Genomic DNA, 24,387 nt, shown 5'->3' on the forward strand with positions numbered 1-24,387 from the left:
TTATTTTTGAAACGCAAAGGGAATCGCAGAGGTACGCAGAGGTTTTATGGGGTTCTCTCTGCGTGGGATAGATTTATGTTTTTACTCGGCACTACTTACTAATAGGGCGACTGGGAAATGGGCGAGGGCAGATCCAATGGATAATGTTTCTTTAGTTTGTAAGGGTTGCTGAGTGAGGACGTTTTTCCAGCTGAGGGAAGTTCCAGGGGGGAGTTGCAGGTGCGTATCTTGCCAAACTGACTCGCCCAAGGGGTTTTCTCCTGGCTGGATGAGGCTTGTTAAAAAGCGTGGTGCGATCGCGATCGCTGTTTGATTCCCTTCCCGCCGTGCAAAGGCGATTATATGATTGGCGTAGGTTCCCTGTACTTCTAACGGTAAATAATCGCCGTCTTGGAATAATGAAACATAGTTTGTTCTGGCTTGGAGTAATTGAGCCGTTAAAAACAGTTTGATTCTGCCGTCAGTTTTATCACTCAGCAACTCTCGAATCAAACCTAGAATGTCGGTTTTCACCTGTTCGCGGATGGCGCTTAAATAGGTGCGTCGCTGTTCAAAATCCACTGGGCGGCGGTTGTCTGGATCGACTAGGCTTAGTTCCCAAAGTTCTGTTCCCTGGTATAAATCGGGTACGCCAGGTGCGGTAATTTTTAGTAGAGTTTGGGAAAGGGAATTGAAGACACCATACTCTGCAATTCGCGCTTGAAAAGGACGAAAAACTTCTAAAAATTCCCCGGAGATGGAAGGGTCGAGTACCTTTTCAATAAAGGAGGTACAAGCTTCTTCATACTCGCTATCAGGTCGCAACCATGCTGTATGGACTTTCGCTTCTCGAATTGCCTTAATTATATAGTCCTTCACCCGTTCCACGAAGGATGCATGTTCATGTTGCGCAAAGGGAAACGCCCCTACCAGGGTTTGATAGAGAAAATACTCGTCGTTGCGATCGGGGATAGCAAACCCGTGGCGATGGCTACGATGTCCTCGATTAATGGCACTCCAGGTATTTACCTGCTGATCCCATTCATCGGGGATTTCTGAGAGGACATTCAATCTGGCCCGCACATCTTCGCCGCGTTTGGTATCGTGGGTAGCTGTGGTGTTCATTGTATGAGGCCAGGTTACTTGGTGCTGTTTGTTAAAGGCATGGAATTTGGTTAAATCAATCCCAAAATGACCGGGATTACCACCAACTTCATTTAGCGACAATAAGCGATTGTAAACATATAATGTGGTGTCTTCTACGCCTTTTGCCATTAGCGGGCCGCTGTATTGCTGCATTCGCAAGACAAAATATATCCACTGTTCGCGTTCTGTTTGAGTCAGAGAATTATCAAACTCTAGCAGCATTAACTTTTCAATAAAGGTCAGTTCGTGCTGCAACAGGGGCGCTTGTTCTTTGGCTTGGTCAATTACTTCTTGAATGGTAGCGCGATCGCTATCTCCAATTCCATCGGGTGTAATATAGGTGCGGTAAATCGGGAACTGAGTTAAAACTTCGGCGATCGCTCTTTTTAATCCATTCAGTGTAAAATCATTGCCATAGCGATATTTGCTGGAAATATTCTTTAATAAAAGAGCCAGATTGTCAATATCACCTGCAAGATTCTTTTCCAAAATCAGGTGTTTTTTATCCTTCACTACCGATGCATAATCTACTCTTGAGCTAATAAAGTTATGGTAAATTTTATCGAAGGATGATTCATTTTCTGTTTGACAAAATACACCATTTACATAATTTAAAAAGTCATATCCAGACGTACCTTCTATTTTCCAGTTTTCCGGCAACTCTTCGGTGAGTTCTAAAATCTTTTCGACCGTGATATAAACATCTCCCGTCTTTTCTCGCAGCCTTTCGAGATACTGGATTGGATTATAAAGTCCATCTATATGATCAATGCGTAAACCAGTAAATTTGCCTTCCTCAACCAGCTTTTGAATTAGGCTGTGGGTATTATTAAAAACCCGCAGTTCTTCAACTTTAACGGAAATCAGTTCATTGACAGTAAAGAAACGGCGGTAGTTCATTTCCTCCGCCCCAACTTTCCAGAAAGCCAGACGGTAAAATTGGTCATTCAGTAATTCATCTAGGAGATTAAAGCTTTCTGAATTACCGGGTTCTCCGTTGAAAATTTGGATATTTTCGTCAATGAACTCGCGGATGGCATCGTTTGTGGTGTAGAGTTCCCAAACCAATCCTTTAATAAATGCGATTTGGTCTTGTCGCTGTTTTCCTGCAACTTCTGAGGGCACATTTTTGAGAATGTAGAGAATCCCCAATAGCTTAATAAAATCGGGATGATTGCGCCCCAGTGTACGAGTGAGTTTACCTAGATTATGGGTGATAAATTTTGTGTAAGATTCTAACCGCAGTGGTAGTTTTAAGCTGTAATAGTTGACGGTTAAACCGTTTTGTTCATATTGCAGTTGAATGTGTCCATTTTCTAGGGATGCACCATAGAAATCTCCCAGTAACGGCGCGAGAATTCGTTGTTCGCGATCGCCAAAGGGAGCATTCCAAGAAAGATCGAAGTAGTCGGTATAGCTGGAATCTGGGCCGTGTTCCAATACGTCCATCAAGTAATCGTTTTCGCTGCTATAAGCCATGTGGTTGGGCACAATATCTTGTAACCAGCCCATACCAAGGGATTGAACTTCAGCAGCTAATGCATCAAAGGACTCATTAGTTCCCAGTTCTGGGTTAAGTTGAGTAGCATCTACTATATCGTAGCCGTGCGTACTCCCGGATCGTGCTTTGAAAATAGGGGAAGCATACAAATCGGAAATACCTAAATCTGCTAGATAAGCTGCGATCGCTTTGGCGTTGTCAAAGCCAAACTGAGGTGTAAATTGGATTCGGTAAGTGGCGGTAGGAATTCGCATATTTTTTTGAGTGGGGAATAAGGGGGATAAGGGAAATAGGGGAAATGGGGGAATTTGAGCTTGAAAGTTGAGCCTTTTAGAGGATGTTTGAAAAGTCCTCTTCTCGGTAGTGAAACGTTCTAGATCCCCCTAAATCCCCCTTAAAAAGGGGGACTTTGATTCCGGTTCCCCCCTTCTTAAGGGGGGTTAGGGGGGATCAATAAGTACTTAAAAATCACAGCCAACCACTTTTCAAACAACCTCTTAGCTCGAACATTAAGCCTTTTAGCTCGAACATTAAGCCTTTTAGCTCAAATATTAAGCCTTTTAGCTCGAACATTAAGCCTTATTGCTCAAACGTTAAGCCTTATTGCTCAAACGTTAAGCCTTATTGCTCGAACCTTAAGCCTTATTGCTCGAACCTTAAGCCTTATTGCTCAAACCTTAAGCCTTATTGCTCGAACCTTAAAGTTCTAACTCTTCTCCTCATCCTTTTTCATAGAGTACTAAACTAGTAGGTTGCAATTTTACTTCTTGGCCCACAGACAAATCTTCAGCAGCTTCAGAACCATGCCCAAACCATGAGGTATCAGCAGAGTCCAACAATTTATGAGCATTATGCTCAAACGGGAGAGTTACTGTCACGGGAGACGAATTGAAATTCATCACAAATATTAGTTCACTCGATTCGCACCAACGACGCACAATAACTAACTGCTTGTCTTCATCGCTAGTGGCTTGGATGGAGTTGCGATCTTGATTCAAAAGTGCTGGATGCGTCTTGCGTAAATTAATTAACTGACGATACCAATTCCATAAAACCTTGTGATTACCGTCATTGCGTAATTGCCAATTCAGTTTAGAACGCAGGAAAGTTTCTGCCGATTCGGGATCTGGGGGATCATCTGCATAGTGAAATGCTTCAAATTCTTGTTTGCGTCCGGCTCGAACTGCTTGAATTAAATCTGGATCGGAGTGACTGACAAAGTAAATGAAGGGTGCAGTTTCGCCGTATTCTTCTCCCATGAACAACAGAGGTAAATTGGGCGACAGCAGTACAGCGCCAGCAGCTAACTTTAATCCCTCAAAAGAGATCCGTTGGCTGAGGCGTTCTCCTTTCATTTGGTTGCCGATTTGATCGTGATTCTGAATGCAGATAGAAAATTGTGATAAAGGGCGATCGCGGCAAGATACACCATGAAATCTCTTGCGGTGTGGTGCGTACTTCCAATCGTAGACAAAAGTATCTTGATAAGCTTTTGCCAAATCAGCACATTGTCCAAAATCTTGATAATATCCTTGGCGATCGCCTGTCAATAGTGCGTGCAATGAATGGTGAAAATCATCACTCCACTGGGCATCAAGACCATATCCACCCAATTCTACCGGACGAATTATTTGCGGATTATTCTGGTCACTTTCGGCAATTAAATGGCGTTTCCATTTTTGCCCTTGTTGTGAAAAATGATGAACTGCTTCCGCGAGTTCCCACAGAAAATGCTTCGCCCCCAAGTCGTAAATTGCTTGAATAGCATCCAGCCGCAATGCATCTATGTGAAACTCGCGCAACCAGTAAAGCGCATTTTCGATAAAATAATTTCGCACACCCTGACTATGGGCATCGTCAAAATTCAGCGCTTCGCCCCAAGGTGTTTTATAGGTTTTTGTAAAGTAGGGCGCGAACTGACTCATATAGTTGCCTTCAGGCCCAAAGTGGTTATACACCACATCCAAAACTACGGCAATTCCGTGTTGGTGGCAAGCATTTACCAGTTCCTTCAGATCGGCTGGGCTACCGTAGGAATTTTGGACAGCATAAGGGTAAACGCCGTCATAACCCCAGTTGCGATATGCAAGAGTTGCTTCAATATGGGTATCTCCCGGAAACTGGGAGATGGGCATAATTTCAATAGCGTTAATTCCCAGTTCTCTCAAATCCGGTAAGCGGGGAATGATGGCGGTGAAAGTTCCTTCAGGCGTGAATGTTCCAACATGGAGTTCGTAGAAAATCATCGACTCCACAGGAATCCCAGTCCACCCTTCATCAGTCCAATCAAAGTGTTGATCGACAATTTGAGACGGCCCATGCACCCCTTCTGGTTGATACTGCGAGGCTGGATCGGCAAAGGTGTCTTGCCCATTTAAGACATACCGATAAAGCGTACCAGGATACACATCGTTGACTTTCGTGTGCCAGTATCCCTCAGACTGAGGCTTGAGCGGAATTAACTGCTGTTCTGGCGTCAAAATTTTTACTGTGACGCTATCTAATAGCGGAGACCAAACTGTAAATTCACACTCTCCGTTACCCAAGTAGTTAGCACCAATTCTCACGCAGTATCCTCCCATCAGATCATGTGTTGTGCCGAATTATGGCGCGATGGCGTACCCGCCCTAGGCGATCGCAAATGTCATTGATTGCACAATGTTTACAAACACGCCAGATAGCATAATGGTTGGTCTAGGAGAGTTTTTGCTAGCACCTAGAGGCGGATTTTTGACCAGAACAAATTCTGTCTAATGACCAAAGAGGCAGGGGAGCAGGGGGCAGGGGGCAGGGGGAGGAAGATGCTGGAATTCCGCAGCAGTATAGGGTTACGAGCTAACAGATGTATTTATGCTTAAGGAAAAAATATTTATTTTGAGCGAAAAGTGCGATGATAAATAATGCGTATTTGTCTCAAAACCAATACATTTATTTATGGGGTTTCCCCTCATCCCCCTGCTCCCTGCCCCCTGCCCCCCGCCTCAGACTCTACGGCTTGCAGCTACCATCCACACAGTATGCCGATTGATATGTATTAGAACGCTTACCAAAGAGTGCATAGCGATTATCGCGGATTTGTTCGTAAAAGCGATCGCCTGCCCATTTCATCCCCGGTAAGGCTCGATAAGCGTCTACAAATATGCTTCCTGCTGGCAATAATCGCCCAATTTCTTCTGCGGCATCACTACCTTGCCAACGTCTCTGAGGTTCATTAGCATCAATTAAAATCATTCCCTGTTCACAGTCTTGGGCTGTAATTCCCCACTGTAAAAGTGTTTGCTCATCTTGCATAGGACTGTAGCGAAACAGCTTTCCTTGGTCTAAGGTTTCTAGCAACTGCACTAGAGTAACGCAGAGATTACAATTTCCGTCGTAGATTACGTAGTAATTCATAAAAATAACGGCTCTTTAGCAATTGACTTGTCGGATGTGTCTAAACACAGCTTTGGTATTTTAGCTTAGAAAAAAGCCACAAATTAGCAATCATTAACATTGCAGGGCGATGCGTTAAGTCAAACATCGCTTCCAGTTTCCAGTTATCATGCCTTTGGGATGGTATTTGCTTAGTTTTTTCATTAATGAGAAAATATTCATGAGATACAAACTCTTGGGCAAAAGCGGGTTAAGAGTCTCTGAACTCTCCTTGGGAACCATGACCTTTGGTGAAGATTGGGGTTGGGGTGCATCTGCTGACGAAAGTCGTAAAATCTTTGATACTTATGTAGAAGCAGGGGGAAATTTCATTGACACCGCCAACGGTTATACCGATGGTAGCAGTGAAAAAATTGTCGGTGAGTTGATTGCTAAAGAACGGGAACGCTTTGTAGTTGCGACAAAATATTCCTTTCCCTTGCAGATGAATGAGAAGAAGGGCGACCCTAACGCCAGTGGAAACCATCGCAAGAACTTAATCCAGTCTTTAGAAGGTAGCCTGAAACGGCTGAATACTGATTACATTGATTTATTCTGGTTGCACGCTTGGGATTTCACAACACCTATTGAAGAAGTCTTGCGATCGCTTGATGATGTAGTCCGTCAAGGTAAAGTACTTTACATCGGTATTTCTGATGCCCCTGCTTGGATCATTTCCCAAGCAAATACCATCGCCCATTACCAAGGATGGACGCAGTTTGTCGCCCTGCAAATTGAGTATAGTTTAATTCAGCGAACACCAGAACGCGACTTGCTACCGATGGCAAAAGCCTTTGATTTAGGAGTAACACCGTGGTCGCCTTTAGGTGGTGGTGTGCTGACAGGCAAGTATAATCAGCCTCCTCAAGAGGGTAGCGAACAGGGGCGATTAGCAAATGCAGCGTTAGGAACTATTTCAGAACGGAATTTAGCGATCGCTCAAGTTGTCAGTGAAGTTGCAGCAGAAATTGGACACACACCTTCACAGGTAGCATTAGCTTGGTTACGCGCTCAAAGTGGTGTGATTATTCCGATTATTGGGGCACGTAAATTAACCCAGTTTCAAGATAACTTAGCTTCTTTAGATATCGTACTTTCGCCAGAACATTTGCAACGTTTAAATGACGTAAGTCAAATTGAACTGGGTTTTCCCCATGACTTTTTGCAGAATGATAATATTCGCGATCGCCTTTTCGGTGGTACATTCAATACCATAGAAAACCATCGCATTTAACTAATAGCCATAAACAGTAACACATTCAGCCTTTAATACAATCCATCGTCAGAGAGTTTCGTACAGGCAAACAATTCTGTAGAGTTAAGTTTAAAAGGCATTAACAACGTAGAATCATGAGTGACAATAGCATTTCATCACGTTTGTACCCTACCCGCATTGACATTTCCGCTGAAGCGCGAGTGCAAATTGTGGTAATTCTCAACCAAAGCTTGGCAGCTACTTCGGATCTGAAAACCCAAGCAAAGCAAGCGCACTGGAATGTTAAAGGAACTGACTTTTACCAGCTACACTTATTATTTGATGAACTTGCTGGGGAATTGGAACAGTACATCGATATGGTAGCTGAACGCGTCACAGCTTTAGGCGGATACGCTTTCGGAACAGCCCGCGCCGCAGCCAGTAACTCAATTTTGCCAGAATATCCCTTAGATATTTTGGATGGTAAAGACCATGTGACAGCCTTAGCAGATCGTTTTGCACTCTATGCTAAACATATCCGGGAAGCGATCGCTAAAACTGATGAATTAGGGGATGCTGATACCGCCGACCTTTACACCGAAATTTCTCGCACTATTGACAAACGACTCTGGTTCTTAGAAGCTCATCTGCAAGTAGCAGAAATTAAGGCAGAGAATGGTAAAGCAGGTACTACTAAAACTCAAAAGATCCCTGCTGGTGTCAAATAAGCACTTCTGAGAAAAGTAGCCTTTCGTAAATCTAATAGTATCTTTTTGGTAAGTACGTCACTTTTAAGTGCGTACTTTTCTTTTATATGTATATACTTTACTATTGAAATAGTTCAAAGCTAGGTCGAGAAATTCAAAAATATCTTCGACAAATGATACATCAAGATTAATACTTTAACTTTTTCAAGTTAAAGTATTACTGAAAAAGTATGCTAATTTCATTCTGATTTTTAACTCTTGTACAAACGCGATTAATCGCGTCTCTACTCCTAACTAAATACTCATTAACAAAGAGGTAAATCTATGTCTCAAAATACAATTAGTCATCTAATTCATGATAGAAACGCCCGCGGTCACGCTAAAATGGGCTGGCTCGATAGTTATCACACATTTTCCTTCGGTAGTTTTTACGATCCCAACCGCATGGGGTTTCGCTCTCTGCGGGTAATTAACGACGATCGCATCGCCCCTGGTGCTGGATTCCCTACACATGGCCATCGTGACATGGAAATCCTTACCTATGTCTTAGAAGGTGCTGTAGAGCATAAAGACAGCTTGGGTACAGGCTCAGTGATTCGCCCTGGTGATGCACAGATCATGAGTGCTGGTACTGGGATTAGCCACAGCGAATTCAATTCCTCACCAACCGAGCCACTGCACTTGCTACAAATCTGGATTCTTCCCGATCAAGAAGGCTTGACACCAAGATATGAACAAAAAGCTTTTCCTCTAGAAGAAAAGCGTGGCAAACTCCGCTTAATTGCTGCTAAAGATGGGCGCGATGGAGCCGTGACAATTCACCAAGATGTTGATTTATACACATCTGTTTTAGAGGAAGGTGATGTTGTTAATTATCAAGTCAAACCTGGTCGCTATGCCTGGTTACAAATAGCGCAAGGCATAGTTAACTTGAATGGCCAAGAACTCAGAGCAGGCGATGGCGTGCAAATCAATGGCGAAGAACAGCTAGAAATTAGCACCAACATCGGCGGCGAAATCTTGCTTTTCGATTTGGGTTAATATCCCAATTTATCTGCTAAAAGGCTCAATTAGACGAGCCTTTTATTCAGAATGTAACATTTTCTTATTCATCAGCCAGAGATATAAATCTCTGGCTGATAGCCTAAGTCTACCTAAGTTAATTGAAAATTTTTTAATTAAGAGTTTCAGTAATGGAATTTTTCGTTTGCAGTTAAGATACCAAAATGAGGTATTACTACTTGTAGTATCACCACTAGACCACTGCGGTAGTTAGAGACGAATGGTTTTTGGGAATTCTAAGAAAAAGAAAAAGTGAAGTTTGTGTTCACAATAGATTCCAACACACTTTGTTCTATTTTCCTCCCCATTAGTTTCTTCTCCAGAGGTGATTGTGGTTACGACATCAACAGAGCAAACACTAAAACTTCCTGTTCAGTTAATTTGGATAATATGGCTAATTTGCTTATTGCCATCGGCGTTAAATCTGTTGGGAGTTAGTTTTGCTTCTAGTCTGTCACCCCGGAATTTAGAGGTTATTTGTAATCCTGCTAGTTTGGGATTTATTGAAGAAGTTATTTACCAAAGATTGCAAGGAAGCTTCGTCCATACAATTTTAGAATGGAGTGCTGTCTGTACTGCCATATTCACTATTATTTTGGCTTTTGCTCACTTCTATATAAAAAGCGATATAATTACACCAATCATTGGTGTAACTTTGTTGTGTGCTGGACTAATAGATGCGTTCCACACTCTAGCTGCCGATAGGTTAATTGAAGCCGTTGCTGATAACAGTAAGCTCATCCCTTTTACTTGGGCACTTTGCCGACTTTGCAATGCCTTAGTGACGATAATCGGTGTCAGCATTTTTCTGTTCAGTAAACCTACAAGGTGGCAAGGCAGTTTAAAGTTTATAGTTGCAGTGACTTTGGGCTTTGGGTTAGTTTGTTACGGCATAATTGCTGTTTGCGCCACTAGTCACACCTTACCACAAACGATCTTTCCCAACTCAATTATTACTCGACCTTGGGATATCATACCCTTGATCCTTTTCTTGGTAGCTGGCATTCTAATTTATCCCCGCTTTTGGCGCAAGTATCCTAGTTTATTCTCTCACGCTCTAATTATTAGTACTATTCCTAATGTTGCTACCCAATTCCACATGGTTTTTGGTTCAACGGCTCTGTTTGATAATCATTTTAATATTGCTCACTTTTTGAAAATTGTTGCCTACTTAGTGCCCTTAGCTGGACTAATTTTGGATTACATCTACGCTCATCGTCAACTGCTAATAGCTCTCAAACAAGCACAACTTTATACCGAAGCTCGTGAGAATGCTCAACTTGCTCAACATACACTCTCACAACTGCAACAAACCCAAGCACAAATTATTCAAACAGCAAAAATGTCCAGCATGGGGCAACTGGTAGCAGGAGTAGCACACGAGATTAACAATCCTGTCAATTTCATCTATGGCAACCTTAACCATATAGATGAATATATCCAAAACTTACTGCAATTAGTGATGGCTTATCAACAGCATTATCCCAATCCACCCCCATCACTTCAACAACGACTTAACTCTATAGAACTCGACTTTCTTGTACAAGACCTTGGCAATATTCTTCAATCGATGCAAGTTGGTACAAAACGCATCCGGGATATTATTGTATCACTGCGAAATTTCTCTCGCTTGGATGAAGCTTCTTTTAAGGAAGCGGATATTCATTCTGGTATCGATAATACCTTGATAATTTTGCATCACCGCCTTCAGACAACAGCAGATGCTACTGGAATTAAAGTTATCAAAGAATATGGTCAATTGCCTTTGGTGCAGTGTTATGCTCGAGAACTGAATCAGGTTTTTATGAATATCCTAACGAATGCTATAGATGTTTTAGAAGAGTCGGTCGAAAAAACTAACCGACAACATAAAATACCCAGTATTTGGATTCAAACTCAGCTAACCTCAGACAATCTAGTGTCTATCTCAATTGCCGATAATGGCGGGGGTATTCCCGAAGAAATTCGCTTGAAGTTGTTTGACCCATTTTTTACCACCAAACCTGTAGGCAAAGGGACGGGACTAGGATTATTTATTAGTTATCAAATTGTTGTAGAAAAACACGGTGGCAATATTTGGTATAATTCGACATCAGATGGTGGAACAAAGTTTGTGATTGAGATTCCAATACAGCCTGGAAAGGATGTAGTTAAAAGTGCTGGTTCCCGTTAAACACTCTGCTGATTTTGGAGAATTTGCGATCGCAGTCTTACCCAGAATAGCAAGCTAATCCTAGTACGTCGCTGCTACTCTGAAAATAAATTTTTATCTGGAAATTAGTTTTCAAGTTAGCTATTTTACAGTTACTGCTTGCACTTTGTCTACACTAAAATTGGACTGAAGTACTCAAAGAGCAACCTGATGTCCAAAAAGCCCGATTCGCAGTTCCAAAATCTCTTTACTTCACCCAAATCAACAAACTGGGACGAAAGATTAGCCCAAATAGCCTATCGCTTTAACCGTGAGTATCAAGGTGAAACCTTTGAACTCCCAACAGAAGTACAAGCGATGCCGATATTCCGTGAGTGGATTGGAGGTAGTTTCTCAGGAAGAATTGCTTCCCCTTTTTGGGAAATTGCAAAACCTCAAAAGAACCAGCACTGTATAGATATTGGCTGTGGTATCAGCTTTTTAATTTATCCTTGGCGGGATTGGCAAGCATTTTTTCATGGGCAAGAAATCAGTAATGTGGCACGCGATACCCTTAATTCCCGTGGGCCGCAGTTAAATTCAAAACTGTTCAAAGGTGTTGAGTTGGGAGCAGCTCATCAGTTAAGCTACTCATCAGAACAATTTGACCTTGCGATCGCAACAGGATTTAGCTGCTATTTTCCACTCGAATATTGGGATGCTGTACTGGCAGAAGTCAAGCGGGTGTTAAAACCAGGTGGACATTTTGTGTTTGACGTTCTCAACCCAGAACAGCCTTTAGCAGAAGATTGGGCAGTTCTGGAAACCTATTTGGCGGCTGAGGTGTTTTTAGAGCCTTTGGCTAAGTGGGAAAAAACTATTAAAGCGGCTGGTGGTAAAGTAGTAACGCAGAAATCAGGGGAATTATTCGAGTTGTATAAGGTGCGGTTGTGAACTACCCCAGCCTATAGATCGACGTAGACCCAATTCATCGGGAATAACCTTCCAGGACTCTGTAGTTCTATTGGTCTGACATACCCTTCATTTGCAGAAGTCCTGGTTCCCATGACCCAAATCTTTTTCTTGCAACATATACCTAATCATTAATGTTGGTGGCACTGAATGCCCTTATCCCTATGGTAATTGCAGTTACTAAACCGCTCATTTGTGGAAGTTCTTATTTTCATGCTTGGGCATTGGCATGGGTCATTTACAAAGGACGAATAACCAATGACTAATAACTAGGTAGAAAGCCTTGGTTTATACTTTAGTCAAACTAATCGATAGAAACAAATGCTTTTGTTTGTCAAAATGATAAATGAAAGTGATTAAAGTTTTACACCAAGTTGTAGGGATACCATAAATGGCAGGAATGACGCTTGAGCAGCTAAAAATCTTTCTAGCTGTGGCGCAGCACTTACACTTTACTCGCGCAGCAGAGGAGCTTTATATTACCCAACCTGCCGTTAGTGCAGCAATCCACAACTTAGAGCAAGAATACGGAGTGAAACTATTCCATCGGATTGGTCGCCATATTGAGATTGCTGAGGCTGGTAAATTACTGCAAGTGGAAGCACGGAAAATTCTCGATCAAGTTTCCTTGACTGAAAGGGGATTGCGGGAATTGAACAATCTACAACGGGGTGAATTGAAATTAGGGTCAAGTCTGACAATTGCTAACTACTGGCTACCAAGCAAGATTAGTGAGTTTAAGAGCCAATATCCCGGTATCCAGATTAACTGTAGCCTTGCCAATACAGAAGAGATTTGTGTCGGAACGGCGACAGGACAGTTTGATTTGGGTTTGGTGGAAGGAGATGTAAAGCCAGCGCTTCAGAATACTCTAGAGTCCGAAATAGTGGGGAGCGATCGCTTGCAAATTGTGGTAGGTCAAAAACACCCTTGGTTTGAATGGGGAGAAATTGACTTAACCCAATTAACTCAAACCCTTTGGGTGATGCGAGAACCAGGTTCTGGAACCCAGCAAAGGTTTGAGGAAGCCCTACAAAATTGGGGAATCAATCTCAGTCAATTGGATGTAATTTTAGTGTTCAACAGTGGAGAGATGACAAAAGCAGCGATCGAAGATGGTGTCGGTGCTATTGGAATTTCTGAGTTGATGGTAAAAAAAGAAATACAGTTGGGAACTCTGCGGGCAATTCGAGTGATTGATAACAGAGAGGGTAACGGTGCGATGCCTACGGCGGGCTACGCCTACGCAGAAATAGTTCGACCTTTTTTCAAACTCAAACATCGTCAGCGTTTTCAAACTGCTCTTTCCAAAGTTTTTGAACAAATGTTAATATCATCTATGTAAAATAGCTGAGATTAATATGTATTAAAAACAGTTATTTCAAGCAATACCTTGTCCTTTAAGACACGCTACGCGAACGCCAATTTAACCAGAAATCATCAAGGAGTAAGTTGTACAGAATTCATGCTGAATTCTGTATAACTTACGGTTGAATCGAAAAACGCTGTGATATAAAATCCGCTTGCAGGGAAATTACTCAGTCTCTAATCCCCTTCACACCTTTCGCATATTTTGACTGATGGGGTCAAAACCTCTAGAAAACCGCGTGCTTTCATCGTAGTAAGCGCCAGTCAGATTCGCTCCATACAACTTGGCATAGTTGAGTTTCGCTCCCCGGAGATTTGCTTCATTCAGTTTGACACCGCTCAAATTAGCTCTGGTCAAGTTCGCTTTGGCTAAATTCGCTCTACTCAAATCTGCTCCCCAGAGTTTAGCTTTAGCTAGGTTCGCTCCACTCAAGTCAGATCCCCATAAATTGATTCCAGGTAAATAGGCACCAATCAGTTTGTCCCTACTCAAGTTGACGGCTGGAAAATATCTTTCTCCTGCGGCAAAACGCCGTTTTAATTCCTCAGCATTCATGCGTCGCGTTCACCTTCCTTAGCAATACAGAAGTTATTTGTTCCCATTCCTGGCTTAGTTCTCCTAAAAACTCTGGCTGACCACTGCGACGATACCAGAAATGAGCATTGTTCAAATCGCCTTCTTTGCGGTGCAGGTAAGCATGAACCCAGGCACTATCAGCATCGCTGGCATTTTGAACTATTTCATGAGCTTTGCTCCAATCACCTTTCTTGTCATACCACATTGCTTGCAGACTTTTTGGCAGTGTCTGAGGACATGGGCGCTGTTTTTCGATTAATCGCAAGAATTCCTCTGTATTCACGATCGCCACCCAACAAGAATCAAACTTCTATCTTTAAGATACTCCTCAGTTTAAGGTTAAGGGGAAGATGAGAGGGACAAGAGGACAAGAAAGAATTATTGAACAAGATTTCTTTGTTGTCTTTCTTGTCTCTTCCCAATGCCTTTTACATCTACTTGACTGGAATAATTTCAAACTCGAAAGTACTGATTAAACGGTCATCAATATAGACCTCTATTTCATGCTTACCAACCGGATCGCCAGGAGTGATCGTCCAAAAATTCTCAATCACACCCTCTGGAGCCGATTGTGTGCGCCGCGTCACAGATGTCATCCCATCTGCTGACATAGAGAAGTCTTCACCCTTATCTGTACCCCAAGTTTCTGGAGGTTTTGGTAAACGCAAGACTTCGCGCCATTTCACTTCACCTTGGTAGTCTTTGAGTTTAATCCGCCATCCGTAGGCGTTTCCTTGCTGAAGTGGCACTCTTTTTGTCTGGAAAATGGTAACGTTACCTTTAGAATCAACTCTCTTCAGCCCGAACTCGATGTTACTAACAGTAATCTGTTTTTTCTTCGTTGGCGCAGGAGATGCAGGAGATGATATAGCATTTTCTACCAAAACAGAAGTAGCGTTGATTGGCTCAGAACCTATGACCCCAGATATTAGCCAAGAAGAAGCTAGCACAGCAGTAGTAGCCCAAATTCTCATTAGTATAATTTTCCTGTCAGACTTTTGGTACTTATTCAAGTAATCTGACATGTTTTCCGGGCCAAGGTTACCGATGTTCCCTCTCCCCTAATCCGCGGCTTTGGACTCGGACTTGCGTAGGCTAGCAAAAACCGCAGGCATCGCTCCACAAATTGTATAAAGTTATGGGGGATGAATCACCGTAAAAAGTATACTTGGGTCTTGGCTCAACCTTTCAAATTCAGCTTCCCCTCAAACTTTGACCCATCTTGATGAGATAAAAGTTTTTCACTAGTGTGATAACTTCTTCGCCATTTTTCGAGATGGTCTATAGATATTGATTTAGATGTGACATTCACACCATTTCCTCGCCAAGCAACTTCTGGATCTGTTGTGAAAACCCCGCATTCTAATTGATCTAGCCTCATATTCCAATATTCACTAAATCGACCTTTTAAAGTAATAACTTGCTCAAATACTTTGTTTCTGTGTTTATTTCTTCTTTTTCTTTCTGTAGCTCCCGTTGCTTCTGTATCAATAAACTTAGTTTCAATTAAATACAGACTACCTTTAAAAGTCAGGTAGACAAAATCACACTTACCTAAATCTGTATAATCTGAAATTGGAGATTTTTCAAATAACAGCAATTCAGCACACGACGGAAACAAGTCTTTAATATTCAGAAATAAATAAGCTTGCAATAGAAGTTCCTTATCATAAGGAAACAAAATTACTCCTTCAAAAAATTTTTGAATGTCCTCGTGAGTTTGGGGTTGAATTTTTTTACAATATGAAACAAATTTCTGTAGCTCGTTTACGCTCATCAAGTTCTAACTCCTTCCCCCGGTCGCAGCCTTAAGGCTATTAGCATAAAAAGATACCATTACCTTGAGGAAATTATCATCCGCATAAGTAACTAAAAAAACGTTTAAAATCCTGAATACTTAAGGCGATTTACTGTTGACAGTTCAGCAGAACTAATTTTTAAACTGCTTTTCAGTATTAATGGACTTTTCACTTCTGGTATCAGCTACCAGTCAGCAATTTTATATGAGCAGGAAAACTGGCATTTTGCAAAGCTTGAACGGTTATTCTAGAATCTTGTACGCAAAATTGCCAACCCAAGCGAACAAGTTTACGAGAATTTTCAGTTTGTATAATTCCGATCACTGGCATTTTTGCCTTTTCTTTGTCTCCTGACTGTTCTTGCAAAATTGTTTTCAAGCGATGCAGTTCTTCGATATTACCTGCTTGCTGCGGATTTAACTCCACCATTACCATTTGTACTGTTTCCACTGGTTCTGCATCTTCAAGAATAAATTGAGTTTGCTCGTCGCGTCGATCTACTTTTCCCCAAATAATCAATCTGGTGTCAACTTGGAGTAGGGAACTAATGCGTTCATAGGTTTTGGGAAAGACTACAGCTTCTGATTGTGTAGTTAGGTCTTCTATTTGCAAAATTGCCATCTGGTCACCTTTTTTAGTAACCACTTTTTTGACATTATTCAACATGACAACTGCACAAAGCCTTGTTTCTTCCCTTTGCTCTGCCAGTTGCGAAAGGTTAATCGGGGTCAAAAGCGGTACTATTTGCCGTAAGGATTTCAGTGGATGATCTGATACATAAAAGCCTAATAATTCTTTCTCCATCTGCAACTTTTTCTGTGGGGGCAAATCCATTACAGGTTTAGATTTAGGAGCAGTTTCAAAGGCATTATTTGCTCTTTTATTCTGAGTAGAAGAAAATCCGTCGCCTAATAAATCCAAGAGATTTCCTTGACCACTAGCTCTGTCTTTAGCGCGAGATTGTGCCCAATCATACACTAATTCTAAGTCGTTAATTAACTGTTGGCGGTTGGGTTCAATTTTGTCAAAGGCTCCACAGTAAATCAGCGATTCCAGAGTCCGGCGGTTAACAGCACGTAAATCCACGCGATCGCAAAAATCAGCGAGTGATTTAAACTCTCCTGTCTCATTTCTCGCCTCCAAAATACAGGCGATCGCATTCTGTCCCACATTACGCACTGCCGAAAATCCAAACAGAATCTTTCCCGCTGTCGGCGTAAAATCAACACCAGAACGATTAATATCTGGCGGATCTATGGAAATACTCATATTTGTACAGTTAGTAATATATCTCTGTACTTTATCGGTATCTCCACTGTTAGCCGTTAACAGCGCCGCCATATATTCCAATGGGTAATTAGCTTTTAAATATGCTGTTTGATAAGTTACATAACCATAGGCAGTCGAATGGGATTTATTGAAGCAATTGGCAGCTATTAAGCCATTGTTGATCGCAAAATTATGGTCACGCTCAACCCCAATGTCATAGACATTTTGTTTACCTAAAGATTTACGTGTGGCTATTTTTATCATCCTACCCTACCCCCGAAAAAATTTTTGCAAAATTAATTAATTGATAAAATGATGAAAATTGTAGATATAGTAATACCTAATAATACAAAATTATATCACTAGAAAACACTGCTATCCTCCTACACAAAAGTGACGAAAGTATATCAAAAGCTTGGTAAACTATTAGATAGACAGTTAATAGCATTATAATTGCTGTTTTCAAAGCTGATTAAACATATTCCAATACATATTAATCCGTTTATTGAATAGCACTGAGTGCCAAGTTTATCGGCTTAGAGGAGAATCCCATAACTAAAGTTAGGGAATTTAATAAGCAACTTGGTTATTATATTCCACGACTAAAGTCACTTCTTCCAAACCAAATTACCGAGCAATTATTACTATGTGCAACCTTAAGACTCAGCACTGAGCACTCATTGCTTTAGACTGTTTCGGTCAGATGTCTGGAAAGTGGGGAAGAAAAGTTTTCCCTTTTACCCTGCCTCTGTGCCTCTTTCCAATGCCCAATGCGTCAGTTACTATCGTTGAAAAGCAACTCAGTATAAGAGGGTGTGAATAGGTGAAAGTGGCGTTGATCGTAATTTTAGCAGTGGTTGTGGGATTGTTTGTGGTAGCTGAGATTGGACTGCGATCGCTCTTTGGCTTCGGTAATCCCCTAATTTACATTGGTGATGAGCAGATTGGTTATTTATTGGCTCCTAACCAGCGTACCCGTCGTTTTGGTAATCGCATTGAAATTAATGAGTATTCTATGCGAGGTAGTCCGATCAAAAAGACGGTTGCACCTTCTGGGCTGCGAGTTTTACTGTTAGGGGATTCTATTGCTAATGGTGGCTGGTGGACAGATCAGACTAATACAATATCCACAATGTTGATGCATTCTCTGGCATCATCCACTAATAGTAATTATCAAGAAGTAGAAGTGCTGAATGCTTCAGCTAACTCTTGGGGGCCAAGGAACGAGTTAGCTTATTTACAAAAGTTTAGCAATTTCAACGCTCAAGCAGTAGTGTTATTAATTAATACCGATGATTTGTTTGCAACCCCTCCCACCTCTTTACCGGTAGGACGCGATCGCAACTATCCCGATAGTAAACCCCCCCTAGCATTGGTGGAAGTGTGGCAACGTTATATCGTCAAGCAAAAGCCAATTGCCGACATGAAAGCAGTGCAAAATGAAGCAGGCGATCGCGTGGGGTTTAATCTGGAGGCGATCGGTAAAATTCAAGCCCTAACTCGCCAAAGCAACAGCCAATTTCTACTAGTCATGACTCCCTTACTACGAGAAATTGGTGAACCAGGCCCCCGCGATTACGAAATTACAGCACGTCACCGTTTGAACGATTTTACCAGAGCAAAGCAAATCAACTATATAGACTTTTTACCGATATTCAATTCAACTACCAACCCACAAGGTATGTATCACGACCACATTCACCTCAACTTACAAGGTAATAAATTTGTCAGTGAAGTTATGGTGCGATCGCTTTTAGAAATATTGAGGGGGGTACCACTTCCTCAGAGCTACTAAATTCGTCAACTCTAACCCAAAATAAGGTTCTTAGTAAGCGATTTTTTGCTCAACTTCAAGGATCAGAGCCACTAAACTTTCTCTCATGGTGAGAAGACCACATTAACTTACTACGAACTTTCACAACCCCTCAAAAATAATGACCTGAACCACTAATTCTTAATTATTCTTAACTGAACAGTGTAGGTTTATGCCTCAAGCGATTGAACAATACTCAGTAGCTGCTCAGGCGTATATAGTTTAGTTATGTAGGCGTCAGCACCCTGCTTCTTTACCCACAAGCGGTGAATTGCCTGATTTTTACTACTACAAATTACAATAGTTACTTTTTCATGAACCAGATTTTTTTTGATGAAGCGATACAATTCAAATCCACTTATTCCTAACATCACTACATTAGTAACAATCGCATCCGACTTTTCTTATGATATTATTTCTAAATCTTCTTTCGCACTAGTCGCCTTAATGACTCACCAATTTAAATTCACTCAGACAATTTTAAATAACTAGAATGGTAACGATCCAGTTAATACTGAATCTCAAATATCCAACAAATATATTGGGTTTCGTGGAGCTATTTTCTATATTACGGAATTAAACAATATGTTGAAAGATGACTTTTAGTAAATCTCCTTGTGTAAAAGGTTTAGTTAAATAGCCTGAAGCTCTTACCATTTTAGCTTTAGCCCTATCTAAAAATCCTACTTTTTCTGACACCATAATCACAGGTGTATTTTTAAAATGTGAGTGTTTACGCAGCAAAGAGCAAAGTTCATACCCGTCTAAATTAGGCATCGAAATATCCAACAAAATTATGTCGGGTTTTGTGCAGACAATCTGCATTAAAGCTTTTAAAGAATCGGTGACTCCGACAACAGAAAAGGTTTGATCATCTAAATAACTTTTAATAGTATTCAATACCGTAGGACTGTCATCAATACAAAAGATTGTGTAGATTTTTTTGTTAACAGGCGGTTGGATGATTCGCTGACCCTTATCCCTATTTTCATTAGTATTATAGGCTGGTGGTTTATAGGTGTTTGTTCTAGACGATTTGGATGTAGTTTTGGTTTGAGCTTGCGGCTGATTTATTTGGAACAATTGTGAGGGGTGCGATTGGGAAGTTGGCGATGTCTGATGAGAGTCTTCTCTTTCAGAGACGCTAACGCGAACGCCAACGCTTCGAGGCGTTTGACATCGTTCAACTAGTAAGCGGAGATTTAAATGACAAAACTTTGGCATGTCATCCAGAAAGCTTTCAGGAATAAATTCATAACTCCCCTCTTCTAAGTTCAGAAATGACTCCAGAACTTCTAGCGCCAATTGCTCTATCAGTATCGCCGCTTGAGAGGGACTAATATATTTCTGATTGACTAACCAGCAAATAGCCAAATAATCTGGGTTCGGTATTGCTTGATTTTCAATACCAGTCTCAAATATCGCCCGCAACTGTTCGTGAATTCCGCGAGGGAGAGTCGAAATTTGCTGACTCAAGCGTTGCAAATTCCTGTAAAGTGGCTCAAACATTTTCTCTGAGTAGCAGGCATAAATTAGTTTACCCTCGTCCATATATATTGACCAAGAGCCTGACGTGCTAAACACTTGCAAACAACCAGTAACCGACTTACCAGTGATTTTTTTTAACAGAGATAAAGGCTGGAGCTTTTGGAAAAATCTGTATCTACTAATCGGAAGTGTCTTCATTGGGATGGCTCTGGAATAAAATTAACATTTGCAGGCAAAATTAGTGAATTACCTTTTCGGAATTCACCGCGACTTTGTTGGGAGCACTGTCAAATAAATATAGCGGTCACATTTAAGTTAGTACAGAGATTCCACACCCCCCAACTCCTAATTCACCAATCTCTGTTAAGCTATAAAGCACAAATTACAACTAAACCAATCCATATTATTGCCCAATAGCAAAATGGCCCGACTGGTTGCCAGGATATAGTATTTCAAAAATTAGATTGGTTTTCTGTATCTTTCGCTAATCTAGCCAATCTAACAGTAACTCAAGTGCAACACGCAGACCATTGGCTCTCGCCCATCAGTCACAAAAGCATCATTGATATCCGTATTTAGCAGCTTGAAATTGTAGATACTTTAGTTCTCTTGCAAAAGTTATTTTGCCTCTAATGCTAAAATCTGGAGCGACCAAAATCTACTGTAACGTAGACCTAAATAATTCTCCATCAAGGCTTTTAGCCATTCAGTTTGCGCTGACAAACTATGTTTTTGTAGGCGTAACGAAAGTCGCCGGGCACTTTTGCTAGAAGTTTATTCTTGAGGGGAACTTCTTCAATAGAAAAAGTATTATTAAAAACTAAGTATTCTAAAAGTTTTAGGTATACTTAGATTTGTGATTGTAGAGCAACTCTTAGTGTTGGGATTAGGCAAAATTATCACTTGCACAACAAGAATGGTAACCTCCGACCAAGGATGAGTTAGCTGGCTGGTAATTGCCGCCATGATGGTATGTGGTGAGATGCACAGGCAACCAAATCAGCAGAAGGGAGTCTCTTCATAAACACTGGACTGAAAACGGGTTCTAATATTGTGTAGGGCTAAAATAGTCCACCCGGCACAATTTGGAGTGACAAATTCAAGAACTTGCAGCGAAATTCTTGATTGGTAGTATATACCTGCAAAATAGCTCTTTTCAGCTAGATGGTAGATAACAAGTAAGTAACCACTAAAATTCAGATTACTATAATTTTCAAAAAAAGTTAGCAAAAATATATAAACTTCATGATAAATCAGTAAAGGAAACATGAAAACTAATTAATATTATCTTTCAGTATTTATTTGATCGAATATCCGGAAAGGCTGAAAATGTACCGTAAAAGATAATTGTGTCTGTTGATTGAATTACACTTATAAATGAGTGAATCATTTTATGGGAGCAATTTGCTCGAAAAATCTTAAATTTTTAAAGTTACAAATAATACAAAATTGTCCCCAATCGCATTCATTAACGCATTAAGTTATATTTAGCAAAAAGACGCAAAAAAATTATTTGCGTCTTTGGCGTGAGATTTAGAAGTGGACATTCTCACCGTTATACCTCGCCATTTACTTAAACTTGCTCCCGCCAGCACCAGCTTAAAAGTGTACCGCCAGCTACCAGCTTAACTACTTCCAATACCCAATAACTACCGTGTAGTAAGTTCATTGTCGATGGAATAGCAGTAGCAGCTTCAAATAGGTTGAGTTGAACACCTATCGCGCACATCTGCGGGGTTAAAAAATAGGTGTCAAGCATAGCTATAGTTAGCAGCAACACAGATAAAACAATGCTGCCAATACGCCAATGATATCGGGTTTTGCTCAAAGCTAATGCCCCAGTCAGGACTACAGCAGCAGATAATAATTCCATCCGATTGAAGTTCCAAAAAATCGTATAGCCTGCTGTCGTGAAACCAGCTTGGCTCATCATGCCAGAAAGATAAAGACTAGGCATAATTACCCAGTCTAAAACTAGACTAGCACTGAGCCAAAACCCCAAAGTCAATATGATAGCGGTTTGCCAAATTGGTCGTTTGAATTCAAGGCTAGAAATAGCAGTCATAAAATAATTGCGTGTGTTGTATATTTCTTAGTTTGTAACTTCACTAGCAGTTTGACAACAAATATCAACTAACCTTTACAAAGCGATTCCCTCTTCAATTCTTAATTCAATCTCAATAATTTTTAAATTTAGTTGAGAAATATGAAGATATTTTAAGAAGTAATTTAAATAGATTTTGCCTGTTAGAAATACTCATTTTTTATATCGCAAGTCACTGGACAAACAATATCGGGTGTTAAAGCTGACACTTAAGTAATTGCGATAATCACACCAAATAGACCTTTCTTAAGTAAATCAGAAGATTTGAGTGAATACCAATTACTAGTAAAAGATAATATGGAGTGGCGCTCAGTTGAGTAGCAGTAACAACTGAAATCTGATCCTACAACCCCGTTCAAAAGGCAGGTAAAATTTAACTTATCCCACGGCTTGAAGCCTTGGGATTTTGAGTCATTAGTCATTGGCATTAATGACTAAATCGGTGGGCGGCTATCCCGGACACCTCTTGAAAGTATGGGATTCCCAACGATTTTTGTTGAATTCCCCTCATGATGCCATGTGCAGAGATAGACTCTTTGATACAGATAAACATGACTTTCGAGCACTCCGGCAACAGTCTCAATCAATGCAGATATTCTTTTGATATGTCTAGAGAGCTATTTCAACCCTGGATAACGGAACTTAAATGTGGTTCAGCTTATCTAGATTGTTATGCAGACTGAGATGGCAAAGTTCATTAAAACTTCAATAAGATCAAAACACAAAGAACTTGAATATTTTTTGATTATATGAAATAATCTTAACTTGTTGAATTAATTTCATTAACCTTAGCTTAATTTTAGACCCTTACAAATCAAGGATTTCACATTTGACAAGCTAATCAAGCGAGCGTTTAAGTAAAAAAAATACTCTTAGCTGCCTAAAGATTACTGAAGTATATTTGGTGAATATCTGGGCTGATGGGTAAACTTATTCCTATCAGTCAAGCACCGCATATGTCCATAAAAAGTAATCTTACGCAGGCAGGAAAATCATACTTTCACAGCAGATATTCAAGTTTAAAACAAGAATACTTAAATATCTGAAAATATCTGCGGTAAGTGGGCTAGATAATCAAGGTGGAAACTCATGACAAACTTAGTTTTTCAAAAATCAAACTATTTTCATCAATTGAAAGTTTTTTTATTAACATTTTTGGCAACAATTATTCCATTTTCTATACTGGTAATAGCTTTCAAATTAAAAACTAAACTACCTGCCGACTATTTGACGAGAGATCCATCTGCCATAATGAGTGTGCCTTTTTACTTGGGGTTTTTCTCCAATATTGGTATATTGTTTTGGTGTTCTTGTGCAAGCATATGTCTCTTTAGTTATGCACTACTCAGAAAAGATATCAGAGCTAAAGAATATTCCTCATTCTTCTTGTTTTCTGGACTCTTGACATCTTTGTTACTATTAGATGACTTTTTCTTAATTCATGAAAGTGTATTTCCTGATTATTTACATATTAATGAAAGTATCGTTTACGCAAGTTATGTTGCACTTGGGTTACTGTTTTTTATAAAGTTTAAAACTATTCTGAAGAAAACTGAATTGATGATTTTGTTATTTTCTCTAGTATTTTTTGGATTATCAATTATTTGCGATAAGATATTTCCTAGTATATCTATTGCCGTAGAAGATACGTTGAAACTAGTAGGAATTACTACTTGGTTTACATATTTCACAAGGATATGCCTAAAACGGGTAAACAAGCTTCTAAGTTTGTCAGTTTTGGAGAAACAGTCTTTGTCACGCTGAATATTAGACATTTAAAGAAGCAAAATGTCCAGATTAATTTCTTGAAAATTCATAATTATGTAACATAAAAAGGATTTCAACCCACCTCAAACAAGACTGCT

At 40.4% G+C, this 24,387-nt stretch carries 18 protein-coding genes and 1 pseudogene; 8 read left to right on the forward strand and 11 right to left on the reverse strand.

The window, feature by feature from the left end; genetic code table 11:
• Positions 1-81 precede the first annotated feature (81 nt).
• The 3 genes from treY to H6G92_RS22695 all read right to left on the reverse strand — a co-directional run bounded on the left by treY (position 82) and on the right by H6G92_RS22695 (position 6,019).
• Positions 82-2,880, reverse strand: coding sequence for a malto-oligosyltrehalose synthase (gene treY, locus H6G92_RS22685; RefSeq protein ID WP_190895967.1), 2,799 nt, complete (start codon positions 2,878-2,880; stop codon positions 82-84).
• Between the two features lie 465 nt (positions 2,881-3,345).
• Positions 3,346-5,193 (reverse strand): malto-oligosyltrehalose trehalohydrolase, encoded by a 1,848-nt coding sequence (gene treZ / locus H6G92_RS22690; protein WP_190895969.1) that lies wholly within the window; start codon positions 5,191-5,193, stop codon positions 3,346-3,348.
• Between the two features lie 421 nt (positions 5,194-5,614).
• Positions 5,615-6,019 carry a thiol-disulfide oxidoreductase DCC family protein gene (locus H6G92_RS22695; RefSeq protein WP_190895971.1) on the reverse strand — a complete coding sequence of 135 codons (405 nt, stop codon included), beginning with the start codon at positions 6,017-6,019 and terminating at the stop codon, positions 5,615-5,617.
• A gap of 199 nt (positions 6,020-6,218) precedes the next feature.
• On the opposite strand from H6G92_RS22695, the gene H6G92_RS22700 reads away from it, so the two are divergent.
• The 6 genes from H6G92_RS22700 (at position 6,219) to H6G92_RS22725 (ending at position 13,449) form a co-directional block, all read left to right on the forward strand.
• Positions 6,219-7,271 (forward strand): aldo/keto reductase, encoded by a 1,053-nt coding sequence (locus H6G92_RS22700; protein ID WP_190895973.1) that lies wholly within the window; start codon positions 6,219-6,221, stop codon positions 7,269-7,271.
• 116 nt (positions 7,272-7,387) lie between these two features.
• Complete coding sequence (gene dps / locus H6G92_RS22705; protein ID WP_190895975.1) at positions 7,388-7,960, forward strand: DNA starvation/stationary phase protection protein Dps; 573 nt, start codon at positions 7,388-7,390, stop codon at positions 7,958-7,960.
• Between the two features lie 303 nt (positions 7,961-8,263).
• The gene (locus H6G92_RS22710; protein ID WP_190895977.1) at positions 8,264-8,980 is read left to right on the forward strand and encodes a pirin family protein; all 717 of its coding nucleotides are present in this window, start codon (positions 8,264-8,266) and stop codon (positions 8,978-8,980) included.
• Positions 8,981-9,332: 352 nt separating this feature from the next.
• On the forward strand, positions 9,333-11,174 hold the full coding sequence (locus tag H6G92_RS38875) for an ATP-binding protein (RefSeq protein ID WP_190895979.1): 1,842 nt from the start codon (positions 9,333-9,335) through the stop codon (positions 11,172-11,174).
• A 189-nt stretch (positions 11,175-11,363) separates the two neighbouring features.
• Entirely contained in the window at positions 11,364-12,086 is a 723-nt protein-coding gene (locus H6G92_RS22720; RefSeq protein WP_190895981.1) for a class I SAM-dependent methyltransferase, read from the forward strand.
• A gap of 409 nt (positions 12,087-12,495) precedes the next feature.
• On the forward strand, positions 12,496-13,449 hold the full coding sequence (locus tag H6G92_RS22725; RefSeq protein WP_190895984.1) for a LysR substrate-binding domain-containing protein: 954 nt from the start codon (positions 12,496-12,498) through the stop codon (positions 13,447-13,449).
• 210 nt (positions 13,450-13,659) lie between these two features.
• On the opposite strand, the gene H6G92_RS22730 is transcribed toward H6G92_RS22725, so the two are convergent.
• The 5 genes from H6G92_RS22730 to H6G92_RS22750 form a co-directional block, all read right to left on the reverse strand.
• Entirely contained in the window at positions 13,660-14,028 is a 369-nt protein-coding gene (locus H6G92_RS22730) for a pentapeptide repeat-containing protein (protein WP_190895986.1), read from the reverse strand.
• Complete coding sequence (locus tag H6G92_RS22735; protein ID WP_190896075.1) at positions 14,018-14,332, reverse strand: hypothetical protein; 315 nt, start codon at positions 14,330-14,332, stop codon at positions 14,018-14,020. Before H6G92_RS22735 ends, H6G92_RS22730 begins: the two co-directional genes overlap by 11 nt.
• Positions 14,333-14,483: 151 nt before the next feature.
• Positions 14,484-15,023 (reverse strand): hypothetical protein, encoded by a 540-nt coding sequence (locus tag H6G92_RS22740; protein ID WP_190895988.1) that lies wholly within the window; start codon positions 15,021-15,023, stop codon positions 14,484-14,486.
• 206 nt (positions 15,024-15,229) lie between these two features.
• Positions 15,230-15,826: a hypothetical protein gene (locus H6G92_RS22745; protein ID WP_190895990.1), complete on the reverse strand. Its 597-nt coding sequence runs from the start codon at positions 15,824-15,826 to the stop codon at positions 15,230-15,232.
• A gap of 202 nt (positions 15,827-16,028) precedes the next feature.
• The gene (locus tag H6G92_RS22750) at positions 16,029-17,381 is read right to left on the reverse strand and encodes a helix-hairpin-helix domain-containing protein (protein WP_190895992.1); all 1,353 of its coding nucleotides are present in this window, start codon (positions 17,379-17,381) and stop codon (positions 16,029-16,031) included.
• Positions 17,382-17,940: 559 nt separating this feature from the next.
• Between H6G92_RS22750 and H6G92_RS22755 the strand changes: the two genes are divergently transcribed.
• On the forward strand, positions 17,941-18,912 hold the full coding sequence (locus H6G92_RS22755; RefSeq protein ID WP_190895994.1) for an SGNH/GDSL hydrolase family protein: 972 nt from the start codon (positions 17,941-17,943) through the stop codon (positions 18,910-18,912).
• 188 nt (positions 18,913-19,100) lie between these two features.
• Here the strand turns inward: H6G92_RS22755 and H6G92_RS22760 are convergent.
• From H6G92_RS22760 to H6G92_RS22770, 3 genes and pseudogenes are all read right to left on the reverse strand, one after another.
• Positions 19,101-19,382: pseudogene (locus H6G92_RS22760) on the reverse strand (response regulator); the annotation flags it as partial.
• 124 nt (positions 19,383-19,506) lie between these two features.
• Positions 19,507-20,616 (reverse strand): response regulator, encoded by a 1,110-nt coding sequence (locus H6G92_RS22765; RefSeq protein ID WP_190896006.1) that lies wholly within the window; start codon positions 20,614-20,616, stop codon positions 19,507-19,509.
• A gap of 1,375 nt (positions 20,617-21,991) precedes the next feature.
• Positions 21,992-22,483 (reverse strand): hypothetical protein, encoded by a 492-nt coding sequence (locus H6G92_RS22770; protein ID WP_190896008.1) that lies wholly within the window; start codon positions 22,481-22,483, stop codon positions 21,992-21,994.
• A gap of 1,128 nt (positions 22,484-23,611) precedes the next feature.
• Between H6G92_RS22770 and H6G92_RS22775 the strand changes: the two genes are divergently transcribed.
• Positions 23,612-24,286: a hypothetical protein gene (locus H6G92_RS22775; RefSeq protein WP_190896010.1), complete on the forward strand. Its 675-nt coding sequence runs from the start codon at positions 23,612-23,614 to the stop codon at positions 24,284-24,286.
• Positions 24,287-24,387 lie beyond the last annotated feature (101 nt).

The organism is Nostoc foliaceum FACHB-393, assembly GCF_014698505.1.
In the GTDB taxonomy this organism is placed as follows: domain Bacteria; phylum Cyanobacteriota; class Cyanobacteriia; order Cyanobacteriales; family Nostocaceae; genus Nostoc; species Nostoc foliaceum_A.